Below are 21,909 nucleotides of genomic sequence, written 5' to 3' on the forward strand. Positions count from 1 at the left end.
CTATAAAATATCATATTTTAAAAGCAAAGTTTCATTTATATAAAGATAAGACTTCAATGACTAACATTTAGAACAATTATGTCATGTTTACCAGATCTTTGAACAATTTCTTAAAGAAAATAGATGATTCCTACAACAAAAAATAATATAGCAACAACAATGAGTACTTTCGCTAACGTTTCCATTATATGTTCTCCCCTTACCCAACACTTATACTAGCACCGATGACGTATGATAAACCGATTGAAATAACCATAGACATAAACCCTACTGATTTATTTCCGCTTCCAATTTCATCATCTACTTTCATCGTAGGTGTTAAAAACTCAAAAATAAAATAGCCTGAAAGCAACAACATAAATCCAAGCGATCCCCAACCAATACTTTGTAATAATGTGTCATTATGTTCAATGGAATAGCGAAAAATTGTTGCTATTCCAAACAATTTACCACCTGTCGCCATCGCTACAGCTAAATTTCCACGTTTAATTTCTTCCCAATTTTTATATGTTGTTACAAGTTCAAACACCGCTAAAAATACAAAAGAACAAAGAATAACAACACTGTATCTTGCTATTGTTTCGACAACGACATTTTCCCAGAATCCTGTCACTTTCCCTTCTCCTTTCCTTATTCCTAGGTTATTTTAATTCAAGAACTGTTACGCCACTTCCACCTTCATTCATATTTCCGAAGCGTTGCGCACCAATATGTGGATGTTTTTTTGCAAAATCCTGGACACCTTTTCTTAATGCCCCTGTTCCTTTACCATGGATAATATTGACTGATTGGTATCCAGCCAATAATGCATCATCTATATATTTTTCTAATTGTACAAGTGCATCTTCATATCTTTCACCACGAAGATCAAGTTCTGGTTTCACATGGTAGGAAGTACCTTTTACTGTAGCTAATGGATTTTCATATTGCTGCTTTTGTTTCTTGACGATTTGTAAATCTTTCCGCTTCGTTTTGACACGCATTACGCCCACTTGAATGAGATATTCTTTATCATTAATCTTTTCAACTACAGTACCTTGCTGGTTCACTGTTAACAAAATAATATCGTCACCAGGTTTTAATTCCTTTAAATCTGGTTTCTTATCATTCGTCGCGCCTTTTTTGGAAGCAATTTGCGGCAACGCTTCTTCTAAACCTTTTTTCGCATCAATCCATTCATGCTCTTTCAGTATGGCTTGTTTTTCCATATTTCTTAAGTTTTCAACAATAGAGGCGGCATCTTCTTTTGCTTTTTGTACTGCCTTTTCAGCTTTTAATTCTGCTTTTTTATAAAGTTCTTCACGTTTTGAAATGAATAAATCATATTCACGATGTAATTGATCTCGTAATTGTTCACTTTCAAGTAAAATCTGATGTGCTTCTTCATAGTCTTTTCCAGCTTGTATTTGCGACTTTTCAAGCGCAGCAATCATGTTTTCTACATTTTTTGAGTCGACTCCAACATGGCTTTTTGCGACGTCTATAATATGTTTACCCAATCCAAGTCGTCTCGAAATTTCGAATGCATTGCTTCGACCAGGAATACCTAATAATAATCGATAAGTCGGCTGTAATGACTGCACATCGAATTCCATGGAGGCATTAATGACTTGTTCGCGATTATAACTATATGCTTTTAGTTCCGGATAATGGGTAGTGGCAATAACACGTGCATGTCGAGAAATCACTTCATCTAGTATAGCAATTGCGAGAGCAGCCCCTTCTTGCGGATCTGTCCCAGCACCTAACTCATCAAATAATACGAGCGTTTGGTCATCCACTTTTTCTAAAATTTGAACGATGTTCGTCATGTGTGAAGAAAATGTACTTAAATTTTGCTCAATTGATTGCTCATCACCGATATCTGCAAATACTTCTTTAAAAACAGCGAGCTCACATCCATCTAATGCAGGTACTTGTAGTCCTGATTGCGCCATTAATGTACAAAGGCCAATCATTTTTAACGTCACAGTTTTTCCGCCGGTATTTGGACCTGTTATGACAATAGCTTGATAGTCTTTCCCTATTTCAATATCATTCGCTACCACTTCATCAAATGGAATGAGCGGATGGCGCGCTTGCTGCATTTTAATGTATCCGTTGTTATTCATTTTAGGTTTAGCCGCCTTCATTTTTTGAGCTAATTTCCCACGTGCAAAAATAAAGTCTATTTCTTCAAGTACGGTGACATTTTCATGTAATTCTAATTCGTTTTCTGCAATTAACTCGGTTATTTTCCTTAAAATCCGTTCAATTTCTTGTTTCTCTTTTAAAAATGCTTCCTGCAGTTGATTATTCATATCTACAATTGGCCGCGGTTCCATAAATAGTGTTTGACCTGAAGCAGATTGGTCATGAACAATACCACCAATAGATCCTCGATACTCGTGTTTAACAGGAATGACGTACCGATCATTCCGTATCGTTATAATAGCATCCGAAAGCATATTGCTTTTTGTTCGAATATAATCATCTAGCTTTGTTCGAATTCGATTTTCATACGTACGAATCGTTGCACGTATTCCACGCAAGGTTGGTGTTGCACTGTCCATAACTTGTCCATGATCATCGATACAGTTTTTTATAAATTGTTCTACATTTTTTAACGGCACAATTCTTTCGGCTAAACTGTTTAACAACGGTATATCAAAATCGAAACCGAGTAAAAAGTCCTTTACACGTCGTCCGCCATAAATCGTACTTGCAATATCGAGACTTTCTTGAATATTTAACAAGCCTCCAATGATACTTCTTTTTATACTTGCGCGAATATCAAAAATCCCACCTAATGGTACTGATTTATTCAACCGTAAAATTCCCATTGCCTCGTCTGTCTCATTTTGTCTTGCTTCTACTTCTATCATATCAATCGCAGGTTTTAATTTTGCAGCGCGTTCTTTCCCTAATGATGTTTCCGCTTGTTTCTTTAACTGTTCGATTACTTTATCGAATTCCATTACGCGTAATATTCGATCATTCATGTATGCTACTCCTTTACCATGTGTGAATACCTTCTATAATTACATCACTTATTTCGGTTAAAAAATGATGTAAGTCTATCTTTTGACCATGTATTCAAAACTGTATCTTTTTGAATCCATGCTCGCTTTGCATGTCGTACACCGTAAGCCATATGTTCCAACATATTAAAACTGTGCGCATCCGTGTTAATTGCCAGTTTTACACCATTTTCCTGTGCAAGATTAGCCCATTTACCTGCTAAATCCAATCGGTGTGGATTTGCATTAATTTCTAATGCAGTATTTGTTTCCTTTGCTCTTTCAATTAACTTTTCTACATTCACATCATAACCATCCCGTCGACCAATTAAGCGTCCGGTTGGGTGTGCGATTAACGACACATATGGATTTTCTAGTGCGGTGTAAATCCGCTTCATAATTTGTTCCTCTGTTTGATTAAAACTTGAATGAATCGCTGCAATGACAAAATCCATTTCCCGTAAAAAATCATCTGAAAAATCTAGCTCACCATTAGGTAAAATATCCATTTCTACACCAGCAAAAATTTTGATATCATCATATTTTTCATTTAATTCATGGATTTCTTCTCTTTGCTTCCGCAGTCTTGTCTCATCTAATCCATTTGCCACTCGAAGTGCTTTAGAATGGTCAGTAATTGCGATAAATTCATATCCTTTCTTACGCGCCTGTAACACCATTTCTTCCACTGTTTGGGCTCCGTCACTCCATGTTGTATGCATATGCAAATCACCACGAATATCTTCTAACTCAATCAATTTTATTGCTTCTTTAAACGCTTCTATTTCCCCTTTATTTTCTCGGACTTCAGGTGGTATGTAATGTAAGTCAAAATGTTGAAAGAAATCTTCTTCCGTTTGAAAAGTAATGACTTCACCCGTCTCCTCAACCTCTACCCCGTATTCACTAATCTTTTCACCACGAGCCTTTGCGAGTTGGCGCATTGCCACATTATGATCTTTTGATCCTGTAAAATGATGTAGTGTCGTTGTAAATGCTTCATTTGTTACAAGGCGAAAGTCCATTTGTACATCATATGTTTCCTCTAAAACAACGGAGACTTTCGTATCTCCTTGCGCAATGACTTCTTTAATCCGCTCCATTTTCAGAAGCGCTTCTCGAACAAGCTGAGGCTCGTCTGTTGCAATGATAAAATCGAGGTCTTTCAACGTTTCCCGCATTCTACGTGAACTTCCAGCAATTGAAAAACGTATGATCTCCGGTATTCCCTGTAAATAATTTTCAACATTTTCTGCAACTGTATACATAAAGGAAATCGGTAACCTATCTGGTTGTTTTCCCATCTCTTCTAGTGCAAGTCGCATATTTTCTACTGACTTTTTACCAAAGCGGGGAAGCTTTTCTACTTTACCACTGTCAATGGCTTCTTTTAATGATTCTGCATCAACAATTTTTAGCTCTTGATACAGTTTTGCTAACGTCTTTCCACCAAGACCTGGAACTTTTAGAAGTGGTATGAGTCCTTTGGGGATTGTGTTCTCTAATTCCTCCAATGTTGAAGAATGCTGATTTTCAATGTATTCCACGATAACAGCATTTGTTCCTTTTCCAATTCCTTTTATCTTTGTAAAATCTTCTATTTCATTTAACGAACGGGAATCCTTTTCTAAGGCCTGTGCTGCTCGACGATAGGCTGCTATCTTAAAAGGGTTTTCTCCCTTTAACTCTAAAAATATCGCAATCTTTTCCAATAACCTCAACACATCTTTTTTATTGATAACCAAAATCTTTCACCCTTTATTCCAAATTAAATAGTATAAAAACAAGTAAAAGGGACTAATCCATTGCGGACATCCTTATTGTACATGACCAACAATAGATCCCCTAACAAAGTGAATTAGTCCTACTTCAAACAATATTTTCCGACTTAATATTTATACATTCATCCAGAGCTTCACCATTTCCTTAGATAAAACCGGTGTTTTTTCAATTATAAATAAAGCAACCGAGGAGTTATTGATGTATTGTTGAATAGCATCTACCGGAGTCAATGCCAATAAAAATAGCGTAATAAATGAAAGTAAATACACCTCTATAAAGCCAAGTAATGCACCTAGTAATTTATTCACTGAATTTAGAATTGGTAAGGATGCCACAAAGTCTAACATAGATGCGATAATTTGCAACGCAATTTTTGCAGCGAAAAAGATAATTACAAATGCAATAGCATTATAAAAAGCTGTTTCTAATGGTAAGGCCTGTAGAAAGTCTGCCCACGAGCTTTTATCAGATAAATCCGGATATGGAATAAACAATACTAATTTACTAGCTAATTTTTTATAATAGTAAATTGCAATAACAAATGATACGATAAAGCCAATCAAATGGAAAACTTGTAAGATTAAACCTCTTTTAAGCCCCATTAACAAACCAAAAATAAGTAGTAAAACCAAAATAAAATCAACCATGCTTTATTTGTCCTCTTTCATGTTTTAGTGAACCTAACAATGATGCATATTCTTCCTTTAGCTTCAGATATTCACTCGTTGCGTTAACAGCTGTTAAAACTGCTAAACTAGCTGTATCAAGATTTTGATTCATATTTTGAATTTCTTTCATCTTTTGATCAACTAAACTTGCAACTAAACGAACATGACTTTCGGCTTCATTTCCAACGATGGTATAAGACTTATTATGAATTTCAATTGTAATTCTCGTCTTTTTCTCTTGGGTCACACTTTTCCCTCCTCTAACGACATCTGTAGGATCACATGTTGTATATATGAGTTTTTATAAATTAATATGTATTTTCTGTTCAAAAAAGCACCGTGCAGAATTGAGGAAAACAGCCTTGGACTACATAGATGTGGCCAGCAGATTTGAATCCCTTTAGCACAACGTACCCATTCGTACGTCCTCTGCACCAGAAATCCGAGTAATGGTGTGTCATTTTACCGGACTATTTGAATATCTCTTATCTTTTATATTACCATGAACTAGACCATTTAGGAAACTGTTCTTTACATCATTTCATATGAATATTCGACTCTCACTATATAATATAGTACGTAATGATTTGCAAACCTTCCACACTTCATTATATCCTATACTATATTCAGCGTATGTAAATTAGTTTTATTTTACATTATAAATGATTGGAGTGTAAAAAGAATGTCTCAACAGGTACTGGTGTTTTCAAATGATACCATTCAAACGATGAAGCAATATTATCATCATGCATTAATCGATATTCCTCAAGGGGCAGTATTTCGTGCAAAAACTAACTTTGCAGTCATAACGGCATATCGTTCCGGAAAAGTACTTTTTCAAGGGAGTGCACCAGAAAAGGAAGTGGAGAAATGGGATAAATCTGCCTCTACAAGTATCCCAAGTTCAAATAGGGGGAAACATAAAAGTCCAACGACAAAATCAACATATTATTCACCACCACCATATCTCTTCAGTCGTCCCCATATCGGTTCTGATGAAGCGGGCACGGGTGATTACTTTGGACCCGTTACAGTAGCGAGTGCCTATGTTGACGAGGAACATATCAAAATACTTAAAGAAATCGGTGTGCAAGATTCTAAAAAGATTACCGACCAAACTATTCAAAAACTAACAAAGGAAATTTTACGTTTACGTATTCCATACACACTATTAAACTTACATAATGAAAAATATAATAAACTGCAACAACAAGGTTGGACACAAGGTAAAATGAAAACTTTGTTACATCATCATGCGATCAAGAAGTTATTAAAAAAAGTACCAAACAGACCATTAGAAGGTATATTGATTGATCAATTCTGTATGCCAGACGTATACAAACGGCATCTTTCTTCCGAAAATGAGTCTCTGCCTAACCAGACATATTTTATGACAAAAGCAGAAAGTTACTCCATCGCTGTAGCAACCGGATCCATTATCGCAAGGGCAAGCTTCCTAAAAGAAATGGATAAATTATCAGAGCAAGTGGGCATGGAGCTTCCTAAGGGGGCTTCCCAAAAGGTCGACCGTGCAATTGCCGAACTGATTCAATTAAAAGGTAAAGATGCGCTATCATCTTGTGCAAAAACACACTTTGCTAATACACAAAAAGCAAATGCTTACTTATGAAACGTGGATGACTAGTTCAAGTGTATCCTTCATTATAAATTTACCCATGTAAAGAGACTGGGACATTTGGGTCTGACCCCCGTTCATGTAGTACATAAGGGGGCTGGCCTTTTTGTTTTTTCCCAGTCTCTTCTTGTTAGGTATTTTAATTATGAACGTACATAGGCATGAAATTCCGCATTTATCTTTTCAATGATTTCTTGAAATGATGCTTCTACTTCATCATCTTTTAATGTTTTTTCCGGATCCTGATAAACAAGATTGTAAGCTACTGATTTTTTACCATCAGTTAAGTGTTCCCCTTGATAGACATCAAAAACATGTACATGTTTGACAAGTGGAGCACCTAATTCTTTTATTCGCTCTTCGATTTGTCCAGCTTGCGTATCTTCGTCTAATATAAATGCTACATCACGAGATACAGCAGGATATTTAGGAATTGCTGTATATGCCGGTACATGAAGATATGAAGCTAATATTTTCTCTACATTAATATCAAAGACATATGTTTCTTTTAAGTCTAATGATTTTTCAAAATGTGGATGGAGTTGGCCAATGTATCCGATGACTTTATCTTCTAAAAGTATTTCCGCACATCTACCAGGATGCATATCCTCCAGCACTGCTTGTTTAAATGCGACAGGTAAATTCAATTGTTGGAATAGGCCTTCCACGATTCCTTTGACGACATAAAAATCAACTTTCTTCACTTCTTTTTGCCATTCATGTTCTAACATATTTCCGGTTAATGCACCAGCAACACGAAGTTGTTCATGTGGTTGTTTTGTCAATGTTTCTTCACTAGAAATAAATACCGGGCCAAGCTCATAATAAGCAAGACTTGTTTCATTTCTTGCGATATTATACGATAAAGTTTTTAGTAACTCCGGTAGAATACTTAATCGTAAATATTGATGGTCTTCGCTCATTGGCATTGATACGCTAATCGGATTCGGTTGCTCGTATCGCACATCAGCACTCACTAGTGTTGTAGCAAATTGTTTATTCGTCAATGCGTATGTGACGGTTTCCATCATGCCGGCTCCTTGTAAATAACGATTGATTGCTCTTTTTAATCGTTGGGCTTCCGTTAACCTACCTGGTTGTGAAAAATGACTTGGGAATGTGTATGGTACTTTATCATATCCATAAATTCGAGCCACTTCCTCCAGCATATCTTCAAAAATTGTAATATCACCACGACGCGTTGGAACTTTTACGATAAAATGATCACGATTTTGTTCAAAGTCAAAACGTAGTCGTTTAAGAATTTGGGCAATTTCTTCGGATGAAATAGTTGTACCTAAACGTTTATTAATCGATTCTGTGTCCATTTCAACTGTTTGTTCCACTTTATCTAGTGCGTCTACTTCAACAACACCTTGTAGTACTTTTCCATCTGCATATGTTTCTATTAAAGCACAAGCACGTAGACCAGCTTTACGAACACGATTTGGATCGACGCCTTTTTCAAATCTTGTACTCGATTCACTACGTAGACCAGTCGCTTTTACTGCCTTTCGGACTGTAGTAGGGTCAAAATAAGCAGCTTCTAATAAGATATTATGGGTTCCATCATGTACTTCTGTATTGGCACCACCCATCACACCAGCCAACGCGACAGGCTCTTCTCCATTTGTAATCACGAGCTGATCTGTAGTTAATTTTCGTTCTACATCATCAAGTGTCACCATTGTTTCATTTTCCTTAGCACGTCGTACAACAATTTTTTTCGTTGCGAGTCGATCATAATCAAATGCGTGTAATGGCTGACCATATTCAAGTAAAACATAATTTGTAATATCAACCACATTATTAATTGGGCGAATTCCAGCAGCCATCAAATAATTTTGCATCCATAATGGGGACGGCTTAATTTTTACATTTTGAATAATAAATGCACCATAGTATGGATTTAAGTCTTTTGCGTCCACCTCCACTGCAACATAATCTTTTGCTTGTTCTGTAACAGGATGAATTTCTTCTGAAGGCAACTGAATTTCTTGTTCTAAAATTGCCGCTACTTCATAAGCAACCCCTAACATACTTAAACAATCCGCACGATTTGGTGTAAGATCAAACTCTAACACAGCATCATTTAAGTTTAATAATGGTTCAACATCTTCCCCAACCTCTACATCATCTGGGAAAATAAAAATACCTTCTGCATATTCTTTTGGAACATATTTGTCTTCCATACCAAGTTCTTGCAATGAACAAATCATACCATTTGACTCAACACCACGTAATTTCGCCTTTTTAATTTTAAAGTTTCCTGGCAAAATAGCGCCTGGTTTTGCAACAACCACTTTTTGCCCTTGCGCAATATTTGGTGCACCACAGATAATTTGTAATTTTTCCGTTCCAACATCTACTTGACAAAGATTTAATTTATCAGCATTCGGATGTTTTTCACATGATTCTACATAACCTACAACGATATTTGAACTCTTTTCTGCGATATATTGTACATGATCTACTTCAATTCCAGATCGTGTAATTTTTTCTGCTAATTGTTCTGGAGTGACATCTGAAATATCCACATAATTTTTTAACCAATTTAATGATACGAGCATTTATCCTTACCTCCTACGCCTGATGATATTGTGTTAAAAATCGTTTATCATTTAAATAAAATTGACGGATATCTTGTACGCCATATTTCAGCATGGCAATTCGTTCCGGTCCCATACCAAAAGCAAATCCAGAATATACTTTAGGATCATATCCTGCCATTTCAAGTACGCGTGGATGCACCATACCTGCACCTAGTATTTCAATCCAACCTGTTTGCTTACATACCGAACATCCGTCCCCACCACATACTTTACAAGAAATATCCATTTCAACTGAAGGTTCCGTAAAAGGGAAGAAACTTGGACGTAAACGAATTTCTCGGTCTTCCCCAAATAATTTCTTCGCAAAGACGTCAAGAATTCCTTTTAAATCACTCATACGTACATTTTTATCTACATACAAGCCTTCAATTTGTGTAAATTGATGAGAGTGTGTCGCATCATCATTATCACGACGATATACAATTCCTGGGCAAATCATCTTTACAGCTTTTTCACCTTTGTATTCCCTCATCGTTCTTGCTTGCATTGGAGATGTGTGTGTTCGCAGCAATAAATCATTTGTAATATAAAATGAATCTTGCATATCACGTGCCGGGTGGTTTTGTGGTAAATTTAATGCTTCAAAATTATAATAATCTGTTTCTACGATTGGCCCTTCCTTTATTTCAAAGCCCATCCCGATAAAGAGATCTTCAATTTCCTCAATAATTTTACGTAATAAGTGTGGGCCGCCTGTTGGAACTGGTCTTCCTGGCAATGTAACATCAATTGCTTCAGCTTGTAACTTTTTATCTAACGCAATTTGCTCCAATTCTTTTACTTTTTGTTCAAGAGCATCCGTAATCACATTACGGACTTCGTTTGCTATTTCACCGATGACAGGACGTTCTTCTTTTGATAGTTTCCCCATTCCTCTTAAAACACTAGTAATGGAGCCTTTTTTACCTAAAATAGAAACACGAATATCTTGAAGTGCTTTAAGCCCTTCTGCTTCTCTAATATGCTGTATTGCTTTGTGACGTATTTCCTCTAATTGTTCTTTCATGCAAATCAACCTCCTAATTTTAAATGATGATTCACCTATCAAAAAGTAATAAAAAACAAAAAAACCCCGTACCCTATATAAGGGACGAGATTGTATATTCGCGTTACCACCCTTGTTGACATGATGAATAATATTCATGTCCAACTCGATCTTGATAACGGAAATAGTCCGGTGCACCTTTACTCGCATATAAATGGCAAGGTCCAAGTGACAGCTCCAGAGTGAAAATTTAACAAGTATACAGTAAATACTCTCAATCAAGGTATTTTTTCCTGTCCTGTATCAAATTTGTTAAACCGCTCTTTCAACGCCTCATTATGTATCCATTTTCTATATGATTATAGATAACTTTGTACTTTTTTGCAACTCTCTTGCCAAAAGATGTTACGAACACCTTACTCAACAAGTGCATACATCAATATTCCTGCTGCTACACTAACATTTAATGATTCTGCTTTCCCGTAAATCGGAATCTTCACAATATGATCTGCTTCTATAATGAGTTCTTTTTGAATACCAGCACCTTCATTACCAACGATTAGACACATTTTTTCATCTCTTTGTAATGTTGTATATGGTTCCGCCTTTTCAAGAGCCGATGCGACAACAACATAGCCTTGCCCCTGTAGTTCTCTCATAGTTTCTTTTAAATCCGCTTGCAAAATGGGGATATGGAATAATGATCCCTGTGTTGCTCTGATTACTTTATCATTGTACATATCAACTGTCCCTTTTCCTAATACAACTGCTGCAAATCCAGCTGCATCTGCGGTTCGGATTAGTGTTCCTAAATTCCCCGGATCCTGGACAGCGTCAACGAATAATAATCGACTACCTACGATATCTTTTTGTTTCTTTACTTTTACTACTGCCGCGATACCTTGAGGTGATTCTGTTTGCGTTACTTGTTGAAAGACGGCTTCCGATACATAATTTATTGCTATTTGCTCTATATTCGTAGGAACTGTTGTACTTTCTGAAACAATCAATTCTGTTACGATCCAATTACTTTTTATTGCTTCTTCTATTAAATGTGCTCCTTCAATTAAAAATGCTTCGGTACGTTGGCGATATTTTCGTTGCTGTAGCTTCCGCCAATCTTTTACCTTTTCATTTTGTATAGACGTTATAACATCCACTTTTCTCATTCCAATCTGTTATGACATTTATCTATTTATAATTTATCCATTTTATCATACATACTTCACTTCATGCTGGTCAAACTATGTGTAGCATTTAATATTTAAAGTTTAGAACTAATGAAGGAGGAATCGTCTTATGAACCTTGATATACGTAAAGCGATCATTCAAAACATTTCCCAAAATGATAAGAACCAATTGGAAGCAACAATTGTTGACGCAATTGAAAATGGTGAGGAAAAAATGCTTCCAGGTCTTGGCGTTTTATTTGAGCTTATTTGGGAACAATCGAATAACGCAGAGAAACAGGAAATGGTTGAGGCATTGGAACAAGGAGTAAAAGTATCTGCAAATCCACCGAGTTAAATTGCTACATATTAATCAAAATACAAGGGGCTGGGACTTCAGAGTATGACACCTTCGTTTAACTACTAATTTGTAGTAGTTGAGGAAGGCTGACTCTTCGTCCTCAGCCCTATTTATTCGCAAAGCAACTCTTGCTAAACTTATGATATCTATCGGAAAAAAATCTTTTATATGTATGGATGATACTTATCTTGAATAGCATACAATAGGAAGTGACTATTCAAACAAATCGAATTAGGTATTAATATCTATTTTTTAAAAAAGTAAAGATATTTTCTTTGAAATCATATATATTATTACTATATGTATTTACCCACACCATATAAATAGTATTATGATAGATGTTCAAAACAAATAAAAAGGATATAGCAGTTCTAAAAAATGTAGTTTTTGAACAGCCTATTATTGGGGTAAAAGAAAAGAGGGGAAATAAAAGTGAGTGATCAAATGAATGCAAGAAATTCAAAGCAAAGTGACATGAGGAAAATAGTGATGATTTTTCTCGTTATTGCACTTGTCGTTGTTGGAGGGGTTGCTGCTTACGCATTTCTAAATCAATCAGCGAAGGAACAATACTTTTTAGCAGAATCAAAATCTATGGAACTATTATCTGAAAAAGTAGAAGGTAGATATCAATCTGAATTGGATTGGAGTGAAACAACCGAACAATCTCCCACAAAGTCTGATTATGAATTATCGGTTGAATATAACGATCCAGGAAATCAAGGTGTTGGAATCTTTAGTGCAGCACAAATTATTAACAATGCAAAAGTAAATATTACATCTGAAGTCGATAAGAAAAACGAAAAATTCGCAACTACATTAGGTGCTAGTTTTGCAAATATGGATATTGGAAATCTTGACCTTTATTTAACTGGTGATGAGCTATTATTTGGTTTACCTTTCGTGGAAGATGTGTTTAAAATTTCAAATGCGGATTTGAATAAATTATTAGGTGAAGCAGATCCAACTATGGAAGATGTTAATTTTATTAACTTTAAAGACTATTTTAGAAGTGCTGATAAAGTTGTCAGAGAAAACTTGGATCATTTACTAAAGAATTATATGGAAGTTATATATCACAAACTTCCGGACGAAGCATTTGAAATGTCTTCTGATCAAGTTGAAGTTAACAAAGAATCTTTGAAAACAGATAAAATTACTTTCAAATTATCTGAGAAAGAGACAAAAGATATTTTACTAGAAATATTAAATTTGATGGAAAAGGATGAAAAACTAAATGAATATATGGATTTAGTTTTCAAACAAATGCTCGCATCACCAGAATATCAACATGTATTTAGTGGTATCTCTTATAACTTGAAAGATATGATTGCTGAAGTAAAGGACAACCTTGACCTTTTGCAAATCCCCGAAGGTATTACTTCTACAATTTGGGTTCATAAAGGATTAGTAGTAAAAAGGGATTTAAGCTTGTCCTTAGCGGAAAATAATACATCACTTTTATCATTACATGTTAAAGGTACACAACTTTTAGATAAAGATAAACAAGTGTTTCAATATGAATTTAACATTGGCGATGAAGAAACAAAGGCCACTTTTGGAATAAACGGCGATTTGTTTTATGATGGCAAAAAATCCGATGACACAATTACACTGCTCATAAATGATAATGAAGTAATTTTTACTAACGATGAAACTTTTGATGGTAAAAAGAAAGAATTTAAACGTCATTTTGAAGTACCTGGTCAATTAAAATTTATGTGGAATGGTGATGCCACATATGAAAAAAGCAACATGAAATCGAATCACCAATTTGCTGTTGAAGCAGATGAAATTAGCGGAGATATGTTAACCGTACATCTGAAGAAAACAGCAGAAACAACAAAAGAAGTAAAAATTCCATCAGAAGGTCAAGTGAAAGATTTGGGTAATATGAATTTAGATGAATTAGCTGACTTCTTCGAAAACGAAGTACTATACGATATGCAAGAGTATTTATTTAATCTTATGGGACCTTCTTGGTAAATTGCTACGGCTAATTTCTTACTGAAAAGAGGGCTAACATGTCTTTTTTTAAACGATTGGTTATGTTTTACAAACAAGGTTTTAATCATTTATGGAGGAAGTGGCTCTCACTTCCTCTTGTTTTACTATTTCCAGTTATTTTAATCGGACTATTTACATTTCTTGGTTTTTCCATCTTCACACCTTCTAAAGAAGCGATCATAGAAGTAGGATTGATCGACTTGGATCAATCAGAAGAAACGATAATGGTAATAGACATGATGGAAGATGCTTCCCAATTAGGTGATTACATACATATGACAGCTTTATCTGAAAAGGAAGCAAAGGAAGGAATTCGATCCAATACGTTAAGCGCCTATGTTGTTTTCCCTGATAACTTTACAGAAAGCTTGTATAAGGGAAAGTCTGTTGCACTATCTATTGTTGGAAACCCAAAACAACCTATTGAAAGTATGATGATAAATGAGCTAGTTGGTAGTATTGCCAGGCATATAAGAACTTCACAAGCTAACATTCTTACGATCTACGACTATGCCACAGAAATGGGAATAAGTGCCGAGCGTAGGCATGCTATGTTATTCGAACAGTTCACGAAATTTCTTATGTTCACAATTGGTAAAGATAATGTCATCACAGAAGAAAAGCTTATTAATCAAGCAAGTGCGTCACCTATTCATTATTATAGTGTAGCCAGTTTGTTTATCGTCATTACTGTATGGTTCTTTTCAATTTATTCCTTACTAAGCCGAGAAACACCAATACAAATTTCAAGGCGTATGACATTGTATGGTGTAACATTAACTGAACAAATTCTGGCGAGAATATTGACCAGCTTAACAGTAGTAGGAACTTTAATTATCCTTACACTATTTCTTCTAATATATGGAATGAAACTGGAGCTCGAGATACACAACGCTATTCATGTTTTCTTTATCCTGTTAATATTTGGTGCAATTTTTTTATTTATATTAGCTATTATAAATACACTCATTCATACTAGTAAATTTCGAATACTTGTACAAGCTGCAATGATGATAGGGATTATTTTATTGAGTGGTGCTATTATTCCAACTATATATTTTCCATTATCATTGCAAAAATACAGTTCCTTTTTGTTCTCAACAGAAGCCTTACAAGCAATAATGGATATTATCATGAATCAAGGAAATCAATTCGATTATAATAAGTTAGTTATCACACTCATCGTTAGCTTTTTTATATTTATAGCCATCTCCATTTGGAAAGGGCGTGTATTTAAATAATGAAACACATTTTCATAACCCGATTCTATCAATGGAAAAAGCAACCATTAAGTTTATTTGCGTTATTACTACTGCCTATTATTGCGACAATTTTTATTGTACATATATTCCATGAACTAAAAGACGACACAAAAATACCTGTCGGGATAGTATTAGAGGAAGATACTTCTTTTGCAACTTCCATTGTTGATGCGTTACAACAATCCCCACTCGTAAGAATAACCGAGTTACAAGTGGATGAAGCATTACATCAATTAGAAACTCATCAATTAGATAGTGTGTTTATTATCAAAGATGGATATGAAGAACTTATTCATAAAGGAATGCGCAATCAACTTCTTGTCGGATATCAATCAAATTTATCATTTGCATACGCTCCTGTTAAAGAGACATTATTATCTATCGTTCAACAAGATGCAGGTCGGTCAAAAGCAGCTCACACCGTGCTACAACTAGCAAATGACAATGGATATGGAGATAAATGGACGTGGGAAGATATTACGATGCGTAGTAAACAAACCCAAGACGAAGAAAATCTTATTTCAACATCTTTTTCTTTTGACAATCAGATAAACGCCTCCACCCCTAGTAATGGATTACTTAATCCTTGGACTATTTGGGCTGCATTCTCTATGGTTTGTACATTTCTTATATTTGATTGGGTCATTCGGGAAAAAAGTACGTTCATCTATAGTCGCTATGCATTTATGAAAGATTCCTATGCTGTCTTTATTATTAAAAACCTTATCATATACTTTTTACTATTTTTAATATGTGATTTAGCAACCATTGCAGTCTTTCACTATAGCCTAAATCAAGATATTCAATTCAATATCCTTTGGCAGATTTTATCATTTCGTTTCATCGTTATATTATGTGCCTGCATCATTGCAAATAACTTTAAAAAGGTATTCGCTTATTATGGATTTTCACTCATGTTTTCTATCCTATGTATGATATTTAGCGGTAATTATATGGAAAAGTTCGTTTTACAAAAATTAACTTGGATGAATCATCTCAATCCATTAGCCGTCTTTCAGGACCACCATTTACATTATGTTGGTATTACCGTTTACATCGTATTCTTCTTCATTTGGTTTACTAGAAAGGAGTTATCCAATGCTTAAAGTGAGTCAAATTACAAAACGTTACCGCAAAAAAACAGTATTGGAAAATATCGACTTCACACTACAATCCGGCGATATCGTTGGCTTAGTGGGTGAGAATGGAGCTGGTAAATCTACGTTATTAAAGATATTAGCTACACTTGAAAAGCCAACAGTCGGTACAGTTACACTTCATGATAAAAGCTATATCAAAGATCGACGTGAGATTAGAAAGCAAATTGGTTTTGTTCCACAAGATATTGCCATATGGGAAGAATTTACTGTTGCTGAAAACATGCGGTATTTCGAAAAGCTATCGTGGAAAAACAAGACAGATACACAATTACAAAAGATATGTACAGATATGAATCTTTTCGAATGGAACACACCTGTCAAAGTATTATCTGGCGGCATGAAAAGAAAATTAAACATGGCAATCAGCTTTATCCATGATCCGTCACTTTTATTACTAGATGAACCAACTGTTGGGATTGATTTAAAATCTAAAAAAGAAATTAATCAATATTTACTTCATCAAGCCAAGCATTTAGGTAAAATGATTATCTATACTTCACACGATATGGATGAGATTGTTCACTTATGTGACCGTGTCATTTGCATTGGCAAAGATCCTTTCTATGTGGAGCTATTAAAAGAAATCAAGAAAGAAATCATCGTATTTTAAAATATAGTTACTTTTTCCTAGTTATATAGTAAAATAGACATGGTAAGTAAAGGAGGGGTTTAATGGAAATCAAAAATTTCCAGCAATTTTTACAACTTCAAGCCATGTCTATGATGACAAATAAAAATGATTCATTATCTAATTTGGCACCGATTGTTGACTTGGCATTTAAACAATTATTACAGGAAAAAATCGATCAAGCCCAGATGTTAAATACGGAACAATTTTCACCTAGGAATTTGTCCCCATCTTCAATGGCTACTAATTTTTTCCCTGTCAAAGGTACCCAAAATCATACGAAGTCATCACCTACTCAACAAGCATATAATCCATACGTTCAGGCGGCAGCGGAAAAATATAATGTTGACCCACAACTCATCCATGCTGTTATAAAAGCTGAATCAAACTATAATCCGAATGCAAAGAGTGGTGCAGGCGCAATGGGTTTAATGCAATTAATGCCTGGTACGGCTAAGTCTCTTGGTGTCACCAATCCATATGATCCAGCACAAAATATTGAAGGTGGGACAAAATACTTATCACAGATGCTTAAACGTTACCATGGCAACATTGAAACGGCCCTGGCTGCATATAATGCAGGTCCCGGAAATGTTGATAAGCATAATGGAATTCCACCTTTTAGAGAAACACAAAATTATGTAACAAAAATTATGGACTCTTATTTAACTTAAATGCAGGAGAAGGGAATGCAACATGATGCATTCCCTTCTCTTTTTTTCTTAAGCTAATGTAATTTCTTTCACTTTATCTTGGTCTAGTTTTTTAATAACTTCTACGATAAGTTTTACTGCATTTTCAAAATCATCACGATGTAAAATCGCAGCATGTGAGTGAATGTATCTTGTAGCAATTGTAATGGACAACGATGGAACACCATTTGCAGTTAAGTGAATCGATCCGGAATCTGTTCCGCCACCTGCAATTGATGCATATTGGTATGGAATATTTTTCTCATCTGCTGTTTCGATGACAAGATCACGTAAACCTTTATGTGAGATCATGGAAGCATCATAAAGGATAATTTGTGGCCCAGCCCCTAATTTACTATCGGCCTCTTGTTCCTTAACACCTGGAGTGTCACCAGCAATTCCTACGTCAACACCAAAGCCAATATCGGGTTTAATTAAATGCGCTGACGTTTTAGCACCACGTAGTCCCACTTCTTCTTGCACGGTTCCAACACCGTAAACAATGTTTGGATGTTGCTCATCTTTTAATTGCTTTAACACTTCGATTGCAATGGCACAACCAATTCGGTTATCCCATGCTTTTGCTAGCAACATCTTTTCATTTTTAAGTTGTGTGAATTCAAAATAAGGAACTACTGAATCTCCCGGCTTCACACCAAACTCTTCCGCTTCATCTTTACTAGTTGCTCCAATATCAATAAACATTTCTTTAATGTCTACTGGTTTTTTACGTGCTTCTGCAGATAAAATATGTGGTGGTTTTGAACCGATTACGCCTGTAACATTTCCTTTACTTGTCATGATTGTCACACGTTGGGCAAGCATAACTTGACTCCACCAGCCTCCGATTGTTTGGAAATAAACAAAGCCTTTTTTATCAATTCGAGTAACCATGAAACCAATCTCATCAAGGTGACCCGCCACCATAATTTTCGGACCATTTTGAGCCCCAGTTTTTTTAGCAATCAGACTGCCAAGATTATCTGTGTAAACCTCATCAGCTAAAGGTGTAATATAACGTTCCATTACTTTTCTAGCTTCTTTTTCGTTGCCTGAAATCGCATTCGCATCTGTTAAATCTTTTAACATCGTTAATGTTTCATCCATTTTTGTCATATGTAACTTCCTCCTCCATTAGCACATCTCTTTACAACACGTCTATTATAACTGTTTTATAGAAATTAATACAATTGTTCAGTTTATCAGTATTTACTTTTTATATAATATATCGTTATTTTTCAAATAGTTTATGGCGTTTACCGCTTCATCCTTACTATTATTTAATTGTAAGGATGCATGGTGGGGTTTAACATTAACCTATTGACCTGTGGAACCAAAACCAGCTTGTCCTCTAACGGATTCTGCTAATTCATTAGATTCTTCAAGTTTGACTTGTAAAACTGGTGCTATTACCATTTGCGCAATCCTCATCTGTTTCTCTACCTTGAAATCCTTCTTTCCATGATTAATTAAGATGATTTTTATTTCACCTCTATATCCCTCATCAATTGTTCCAGGACTGTTGAGAACTGTAATGGCATGTTTTAAAGCTAAACCACTCCTCGGTCTAATTTGCGCTTCCGTACCTTTTGGTAGCGCCATCTGAATACCTGTTCCAATTAACGCAGCTTCTCCTGCCTTAATTATCTTCTCTTCAATAGAAAACAGATCCAAGCCTGCATCACCTTCGTTCGCTCGATATGGTAGTTTAGCATCCGCATGTATTAATTTTATTTGTAAGTTATATTCCACTCGTAATCCCCCGTTTTCACTATGTATTAATACAAGATAGTTTCACATCTTATTTTTTGAATACCATTTTATAGAAATTATTATCACCCTATAGACTTGCATATATAGACGTTTCCATTTCATTAAAACGAATAAACAAACATCTTTTTTACATTGTAGCATTTTTTCAATCAATAAGTGAAACCTCTACTCTCCTTATTTCGTATGAATGATAATAAAACAATAGGAGCGGTTGGACATGTTTGTAGTTACGTTGTTTCGCATTCTCATCATAATATCATTTCTATTGCTCATGTATACAGGTTTGAAATATCTTCGCAATCCACAGCGTAAATTAAACTTGGCAAAGGAGTCTGGTGAATTTTTCTTTTTAGATGACCCTACTAATAGTAAAAAGAATATTGAGTTCGTCTTTAAGGGATGCTTATTTGAAGGAGAAAAATATATAGGTACCACGGAAGACTCCTTTGAAATTGTCAATATTCATATTACCGTGCACAGTCCAATGGAGTTAAATGGCCTTACGCGTGAGGATTTATATTTTTTAGAAAAGGAAATACTTATCCACTACCCTCATGCTAAAATCGAATGGAAACATCCGATAAATCAATTACTCTTACATCAATAAGAAGATGATGGGACAAAAGGCTCTAACCCTTTTGCCCACTTTCTTCTCCTTTATGTGGCAGTTTGGAAAAAATCTTGCCATTTAATAATAATTTCTTTTCTTCTAAGTACGTAAATCAACGGTATGAACAGAAGTAAAATAATGAGGACAAACAAAGGGGATAATGTCGAAATCCATTGGCCTAATGTCGTGTAAACAAAGGCGATTGGAATATTCGAGACAATAGAAGCTTTAGCATAGTCTTTAAAGTTACGGGATAGTTCTAATAAACATAATGATAATAAATGAAAATGGATAAAAGGAATTAATCTTAATACTGCTATTTGTGTTGTCGTGAATTCCGTGTTTTTGAGCAACCTCTTTCTTAGATTAACAAATCTTTGTAACGTTTTAGGTGCCCATTGAACGATTAAATAAAATACGATACTAGATAATGTAATACCTATTAAGGAATAAAGCGTGCCAGCAAATGCTCCAAATAAAATGCCTCCTGAAACACAAATAAAGACAACTGGTACGAAAAACAATGGTCTTAGTAAATGAAAACTTATAAAAATGAGTGGGGCAAATAATCCAGCGGTTTCAATAAAAACCATCACATACTGCCCGGCCTGTTCCATAACCAGCCTCCTTTTCAAAGCTAGGTTCATGATACCCCTTACTATTTATAGTATGTCTTCCATGATGGAGTTATGACTGAGCATAAATTGATTGATCCATATGCCCTTTCTCATTTGATTCTATATTGATTGTTGAAGACATAACTTTCTTATATTACTAAATGGGGGCCGGAACATACCACCCAGTAATTGTAAAAAAGGACGTTAGGCACTTCTTTTTCAGATTGGCTTGCCTAACTACCTTTTAATTTCATAGAAAAATCATTACATAGTTGCTAGTGTTAACAATGCCGTTGGAAAGACAAAGAGAAAGTAAAAAATGAATTAGATTTTGCGTTTATGGCGGTGAACTTAAGAAAGTACACCGTATGAACACCTAGCATTTATAGTAAGTAAAAAAGGTTGTACAATAAATGACGTTGGTGGACAAATCTCGCCAGCGTCGTTTTTTATTTATATTAACTTCATAGGCTAAAAGTATTTTTGAAATGGAGCGTGCATGCCGTTGTCCTACATGAAAATTGACACGCTTTCCGTGGGCACGGCTTCAGCCTCCTCGGAAGAAACCCACTTCCTGTGGGGTCTTCAGACACGTGCTTTCCCACAGGAGTCGGTCATTTTCATTACGGACAACTAGTATTGTGGGATGATGTTTATGAAAATAATTTATAAATAGAAAACAAGTGAGATTCCCTGTAGAATTAAAGTCGACGAAAACCAATTCATAGGAGGGAACTCACTTGTCTATATCAAATGATATAAGAAATATGTTAGATATTCAAGATAAAAATATTTATATAAGCGAAAATGCAGTAACGTATGGACAACATAAAGGGAAAGATTGTAAATTTATAAAGGCAAAATTAACATATGAAGTGAATGAATGCCCAAATTGTCAGGCGGAAAAAGTAGGCGCCTCTATTTATAAAAATGGAACACAATTATCTC

19 protein-coding genes and 1 pseudogene are annotated in these 21,909 nt (G+C 35.2%); 9 read left to right on the forward strand and 11 right to left on the reverse strand.

Annotated features, from left to right (window positions below):
* Nucleotides 1-199: 199 nt before the first annotated feature.
* The 5 genes from ACFFIS_RS13975 to zapA all read right to left on the reverse strand — a co-directional run bounded on the left by ACFFIS_RS13975 (nt 200) and on the right by zapA (nt 5,696).
* Nucleotides 200-613, reverse strand: a complete 414-nt coding sequence (locus ACFFIS_RS13975; protein ID WP_390188046.1) for a DUF350 domain-containing protein — start codon at nt 611-613, stop codon at nt 200-202.
* 28 nt (nt 614-641) lie between these two features.
* Nucleotides 642-2,981 carry an endonuclease MutS2 gene (locus ACFFIS_RS13980; RefSeq protein ID WP_390188048.1) on the reverse strand — a complete coding sequence of 780 codons (2,340 nt, stop codon included), beginning with the start codon at nt 2,979-2,981 and terminating at the stop codon, nt 642-644.
* A 44-nt stretch (nt 2,982-3,025) separates the two neighbouring features.
* Complete coding sequence (gene polX / locus ACFFIS_RS13985; protein ID WP_390188049.1) at nt 3,026-4,744, reverse strand: DNA polymerase/3'-5' exonuclease PolX; 1,719 nt, start codon at nt 4,742-4,744, stop codon at nt 3,026-3,028.
* A gap of 150 nt (nt 4,745-4,894) precedes the next feature.
* Entirely contained in the window at nt 4,895-5,428 is a 534-nt protein-coding gene (locus ACFFIS_RS13990; RefSeq protein WP_320379332.1) for a CvpA family protein, read from the reverse strand.
* Complete coding sequence (gene zapA, locus ACFFIS_RS13995; RefSeq protein ID WP_320379333.1) at nt 5,421-5,696, reverse strand: cell division protein ZapA; 276 nt, start codon at nt 5,694-5,696, stop codon at nt 5,421-5,423. The genes ACFFIS_RS13990 and zapA overlap by 8 nt, the downstream gene beginning before the upstream one ends.
* 435 nt (nt 5,697-6,131) lie before the next feature.
* Between zapA and rnhC the strand changes: the two genes are divergently transcribed.
* Nucleotides 6,132-7,079, forward strand: coding sequence for a ribonuclease HIII (rnhC, locus tag ACFFIS_RS14000; protein ID WP_390188050.1), 948 nt, complete (start codon nt 6,132-6,134; stop codon nt 7,077-7,079).
* Between the two features lie 149 nt (nt 7,080-7,228).
* On the opposite strand, the gene pheT is transcribed toward rnhC, so the two are convergent.
* The 3 genes from pheT to ACFFIS_RS14015 all read right to left on the reverse strand — a co-directional run bounded on the left by pheT (nt 7,229) and on the right by ACFFIS_RS14015 (nt 11,842).
* Entirely contained in the window at nt 7,229-9,655 is a 2,427-nt protein-coding gene (gene pheT, locus ACFFIS_RS14005; RefSeq protein ID WP_390188052.1) for a phenylalanine--tRNA ligase subunit beta, read from the reverse strand.
* Between the two features lie 13 nt (nt 9,656-9,668).
* Nucleotides 9,669-10,703, reverse strand: coding sequence for a phenylalanine--tRNA ligase subunit alpha (pheS, locus tag ACFFIS_RS14010; RefSeq protein ID WP_320379336.1), 1,035 nt, complete (start codon nt 10,701-10,703; stop codon nt 9,669-9,671).
* A gap of 395 nt (nt 10,704-11,098) precedes the next feature.
* Complete coding sequence (locus ACFFIS_RS14015; RefSeq protein ID WP_320379337.1) at nt 11,099-11,842, reverse strand: TrmH family RNA methyltransferase; 744 nt, start codon at nt 11,840-11,842, stop codon at nt 11,099-11,101.
* Between the two features lie 139 nt (nt 11,843-11,981).
* Here ACFFIS_RS14015 and sspI point away from each other — a divergent pair, with 139 nt between their 5' ends.
* The 6 genes from sspI (at nt 11,982) to ACFFIS_RS14045 (ending at nt 17,943) form a co-directional block, all read left to right on the forward strand.
* Entirely contained in the window at nt 11,982-12,209 is a 228-nt protein-coding gene (sspI, locus tag ACFFIS_RS14020; RefSeq protein ID WP_320379338.1) for a small acid-soluble spore protein SspI, read from the forward strand.
* Nucleotides 12,210-12,644: 435 nt separating this feature from the next.
* A complete protein-coding gene (locus tag ACFFIS_RS14025) occupies nt 12,645-14,198 on the forward strand; it encodes a hypothetical protein (protein ID WP_390188054.1) in 1,554 nt (517 codons plus the stop codon).
* Between the two features lie 38 nt (nt 14,199-14,236).
* Nucleotides 14,237-15,460, forward strand: a complete 1,224-nt coding sequence (locus ACFFIS_RS14030; protein WP_390188056.1) for an ABC transporter permease — start codon at nt 14,237-14,239, stop codon at nt 15,458-15,460.
* On the forward strand, nt 15,460-16,587 hold the full coding sequence (locus ACFFIS_RS14035) for an ABC transporter permease (RefSeq protein ID WP_320379343.1): 1,128 nt from the start codon (nt 15,460-15,462) through the stop codon (nt 16,585-16,587). Before ACFFIS_RS14030 ends, ACFFIS_RS14035 begins: the two co-directional genes overlap by 1 nt.
* On the forward strand, nt 16,580-17,251 hold the full coding sequence (locus ACFFIS_RS14040; RefSeq protein ID WP_320379344.1) for an ABC transporter ATP-binding protein: 672 nt from the start codon (nt 16,580-16,582) through the stop codon (nt 17,249-17,251). The genes ACFFIS_RS14035 and ACFFIS_RS14040 overlap by 8 nt, the downstream gene beginning before the upstream one ends.
* Before the next feature lie 62 nt (nt 17,252-17,313).
* Entirely contained in the window at nt 17,314-17,943 is a 630-nt protein-coding gene (locus ACFFIS_RS14045) for a lytic transglycosylase domain-containing protein (RefSeq protein WP_320379345.1), read from the forward strand.
* 48 nt (nt 17,944-17,991) lie between these two features.
* Here the strand turns inward: ACFFIS_RS14045 and ACFFIS_RS14050 are convergent, their stop codons facing one another.
* Both ACFFIS_RS14050 and dut read right to left on the reverse strand, forming a co-directional pair.
* Nucleotides 17,992-19,077, reverse strand: a complete 1,086-nt coding sequence (locus ACFFIS_RS14050; protein ID WP_320379346.1) for a M42 family metallopeptidase — start codon at nt 19,075-19,077, stop codon at nt 17,992-17,994.
* A gap of 201 nt (nt 19,078-19,278) precedes the next feature.
* The gene (gene dut, locus ACFFIS_RS14055; RefSeq protein WP_320379347.1) at nt 19,279-19,713 is read right to left on the reverse strand and encodes a dUTP diphosphatase; all 435 of its coding nucleotides are present in this window, start codon (nt 19,711-19,713) and stop codon (nt 19,279-19,281) included.
* Between the two features lie 238 nt (nt 19,714-19,951).
* On the opposite strand from dut, the gene ACFFIS_RS14060 reads away from it, so the two are divergent.
* Nucleotides 19,952-20,341 carry a sigma-w pathway protein ysdB gene (locus ACFFIS_RS14060; protein ID WP_390188059.1) on the forward strand — a complete coding sequence of 130 codons (390 nt, stop codon included), beginning with the start codon at nt 19,952-19,954 and terminating at the stop codon, nt 20,339-20,341.
* Between the two features lie 50 nt (nt 20,342-20,391).
* On the opposite strand, the gene ACFFIS_RS14065 is transcribed toward ACFFIS_RS14060, so the two are convergent.
* Nucleotides 20,392-20,961 (reverse strand): TVP38/TMEM64 family protein, encoded by a 570-nt coding sequence (locus tag ACFFIS_RS14065; protein ID WP_390188060.1) that lies wholly within the window; start codon nt 20,959-20,961, stop codon nt 20,392-20,394.
* Between the two features lie 740 nt (nt 20,962-21,701).
* Here ACFFIS_RS14065 and ACFFIS_RS14070 point away from each other — a divergent pair.
* A pseudogene (locus ACFFIS_RS14070) lies at nt 21,702-21,909 on the forward strand (ISL3 family transposase); the annotation flags it as partial.

Origin of the sequence: Paracerasibacillus soli (assembly GCF_042432965.1) — a bacterium.
Classification (GTDB): domain Bacteria; phylum Bacillota; class Bacilli; order Bacillales; family Amphibacillaceae; genus Paracerasibacillus; species Paracerasibacillus soli.

What these genes read in the sequence shown, in the direction of transcription:
- ACFFIS_RS14030 (WP_390188056.1), top strand. Translation starts at nt 14,237, where the DNA reads ATGTCTTTTTTTAAACGATTGGTTATGTTTTACAAACAAGGTTTTAAT.
- ACFFIS_RS14035 (WP_320379343.1), top strand. Translation starts at nt 15,460, where the DNA reads ATGAAACACATTTTCATAACCCGATTCTATCAATGGAAAAAGCAACCA.
- pheS (WP_320379336.1), bottom strand. Translation starts at nt 10,703, where the DNA reads ATGAAAGAACAATTAGAGGAAATACGTCACAAAGCAATACAGCATATT.
- ACFFIS_RS14065 (WP_390188060.1), bottom strand. Translation starts at nt 20,961, where the DNA reads ATGGAACAGGCCGGGCAGTATGTGATGGTTTTTATTGAAACCGCTGGA.
- ACFFIS_RS14050 (WP_320379346.1), bottom strand. Translation starts at nt 19,077, where the DNA reads ATGACAAAAATGGATGAAACATTAACGATGTTAAAAGATTTAACAGAT.
- rnhC (WP_390188050.1), top strand. Translation starts at nt 6,132, where the DNA reads ATGTCTCAACAGGTACTGGTGTTTTCAAATGATACCATTCAAACGATG.
- ACFFIS_RS13990 (WP_320379332.1), bottom strand. Translation starts at nt 5,428, where the DNA reads ATGGTTGATTTTATTTTGGTTTTACTACTTATTTTTGGTTTGTTAATG.
- ACFFIS_RS14040 (WP_320379344.1), top strand. Translation starts at nt 16,580, where the DNA reads ATGCTTAAAGTGAGTCAAATTACAAAACGTTACCGCAAAAAAACAGTA.
- pheT (WP_390188052.1), bottom strand. Translation starts at nt 9,655, where the DNA reads ATGCTCGTATCATTAAATTGGTTAAAAAATTATGTGGATATTTCAGAT.
- ACFFIS_RS14060 (WP_390188059.1), top strand. Translation starts at nt 19,952, where the DNA reads ATGTTTGTAGTTACGTTGTTTCGCATTCTCATCATAATATCATTTCTA.
- ACFFIS_RS14045 (WP_320379345.1), top strand. Translation starts at nt 17,314, where the DNA reads ATGGAAATCAAAAATTTCCAGCAATTTTTACAACTTCAAGCCATGTCT.
- ACFFIS_RS13980 (WP_390188048.1), bottom strand. Translation starts at nt 2,981, where the DNA reads ATGAATGATCGAATATTACGCGTAATGGAATTCGATAAAGTAATCGAA.
- sspI (WP_320379338.1), top strand. Translation starts at nt 11,982, where the DNA reads ATGAACCTTGATATACGTAAAGCGATCATTCAAAACATTTCCCAAAAT.